2 protein-coding genes are annotated in these 2056 nt (G+C 27.9%); one reads left to right on the top strand and one right to left on the bottom strand.

Going from position 1 to position 2056, the window contains the following annotated elements; genetic code table 11:
- Positions 1–152: 152 nt before the first annotated feature.
- Complete coding sequence (locus KGF50_RS21240) at positions 153–1202, top strand: ABC transporter substrate-binding protein (RefSeq protein WP_227849902.1); 1050 nt, start codon at positions 153–155, stop codon at positions 1200–1202.
- A 130-nt stretch (positions 1203–1332) separates the two neighbouring features.
- Here the strand turns inward: KGF50_RS21240 and KGF50_RS21235 are convergent, their stop codons facing one another.
- On the bottom strand, positions 1333–1680 hold the full coding sequence (locus tag KGF50_RS21235; RefSeq protein WP_227849901.1) for a cupin domain-containing protein: 348 nt from the start codon (positions 1678–1680) through the stop codon (positions 1333–1335).
- Positions 1681–2056: the final 376 nt, after the last annotated feature.

Raw genomic sequence — 2056 nt, 5'->3', positions numbered from 1 at the left:
ATTTAATATAATCGATTACTTGAAAAATTCAAATAAAAAAAATATTTTTAAGTTCTTGTAGAAATAAATTTTAGATGTATGTATTTTTGTAACAACTATAATAAATATTTAATATTATATATTATTCGGATGTCTTATGGGAGGTATTTATTATGTTTAAAAAAATAATCGCAATTGCAAGTTCTATTGTTATGAGCACAATATGCTTAACTGGATGTGATTTTAACTCTAATGATGAAAATGATAAGTCTGCTTCATCTAAAGACTTAGATAAAGTAACTATTGCAGAAGTTACTCATTCTGTTTTTTATGCTCCACAATATGCTGCTATTACAAAAGGATTCTTTGAGGATGAAGGAATAAAGGTCGACCTTATAAACACTCAAGGTGCGGATAAAACTATGGCAGCTTTAATTTCAGGTGAAGCAAATGTAGGCTTAATGGGTCCTGAAGCTTCCATATATGTATATAATCAAAACAAAAACGATTATGCTGTAAATTTTGCTCAATTAACTAAAAGAGATGGTAGTTTTTTAGTTGCCAGAGAAAAAATGCCTAATTTCTCCTATGATGATTTGAAAAGTAAAGAAATATTAGGTGGTAGAAAAGGTGGAGTTCCACTAATGACTTTTGAATATGTTCTAAAAGACAAAGGACTTACTATTGGAGAAAATTTAAAAGCAGGCAATGTTAATGTAAGAACTGATGTACAATTTGGAGTAATGGCTGGAGCTTTTGCAGGTGGTGAAGGTGACTTTACAACAGCATTTGAACCTACAGCAACTGCTATGGAAAAAGAAGGTAGTGGATATATAGTGACATCCATAGGAAAAGATTCTGGAGAAATACCATTTACAGCTTATTCTACTACAAGATCTTACATGAAAAATAATAAAGATTTAATTCAAAGATTTACAAATGCTGTTTATAGAGGGCAATTATGGGTTCAAAAAGCTCCTAGTAAGGAAATCGCCGAAGCTATGCAACCTTTCTTTGAAGATATATCTCTAGAAGATTTAATAACAGTTGTAGATAGATATAAGTCAATAGATGCATGGTCTCAAAACCCTGTATTAAAAGAAGAAGGCTTAAACAAACTAATGGATGTTATGAAAGAAGCTAAGGAATTAGACAAAGAAGCACCTTACAAAGACATTGTAAACACTGAGTTTGCAAATAATGCGATAAAAAATATAAAATAAATATGTATCAGTTTTAACTAAAAGCTTATAAAAATTATAAAAAGAGTCTTTTGAAAGACTCTTTTTATAAGTGAGATTAAAGTTTATATTAAAAAATAGAAATCAAAGTATCGTGAAAATACCTATATATCTATCCTCTGTATTCTGCTCCAGCATTGATTTTTGTAATTTGAACAGCAACCATTTCCTCGTTGCTTCCATTAGTAATTTCATGCCATTCTCCTGTTGGCACAAAAACAGTGTCACCCTTTTTTACATTACATTCATGTTCTCCAAGTTTCATTTTCCCTTCTCCTTTTAAGAAAACAAATATTTGTTCACCATTAGGATGTCTATGGGCATTAAGAACTTGATTAGGTTTAAAATAATAAACTTCTGAAGTTATATCGTTACCAGCAAATACTGGTATTTTTGGTACTGCTGCATCATTATATTGAGCCAAGCTTCCATCTAATAGATTCTTTTTATTTTCATGCATACTATAAATACCTCTTTTCTATATTATAGATTTACTATTATTATTCCAATATAAAAAAATAGTATTCTTCTCATACACAATAGGAATAAAATTCTTTTCTAAATATAATGAATATATGTTATTATATTTTAAATAGTATATATTCTTATATTTACATCAAAAGGCATAAAATATATTATTTTATGCCTTTTTTTAGCAACATAGCTTTTTCAACATTTATATAAGTATAAATCGTTCATTTGTCAGTGAAATGTCAGTAATTTTTTCGGATTTTTTTATTAATTTTTTCACTTTTTAGGATTCTCATAAACATTATATTTGGATTTATGTCTTTAAAATTTATAGAAATCGAATATATTAATTTATTACTCTAAAT

Source organism: Clostridioides sp. ZZV15-6598, assembly GCF_020657705.1.
Taxonomy (GTDB): Bacteria; Bacillota; Clostridia; order Peptostreptococcales; family Peptostreptococcaceae; genus Clostridioides; species Clostridioides difficile_F.
Note: the sequence above shows the minus strand (reverse complement) of the source record. Positions and strands in the feature narration are given on the sequence as shown.

Excerpts from the sequence above, each read along its gene's own strand:
- KGF50_RS21240 (WP_227849902.1), top strand. The coding sequence starts at position 153 with ATGTTTAAAAAAATAATCGCAATTGCAAGTTCTATTGTTATGAGCACA.
- KGF50_RS21235 (WP_227849901.1), bottom strand. The coding sequence starts at position 1,680 with ATGCATGAAAATAAAAAGAATCTATTAGATGGAAGCTTGGCTCAATAT.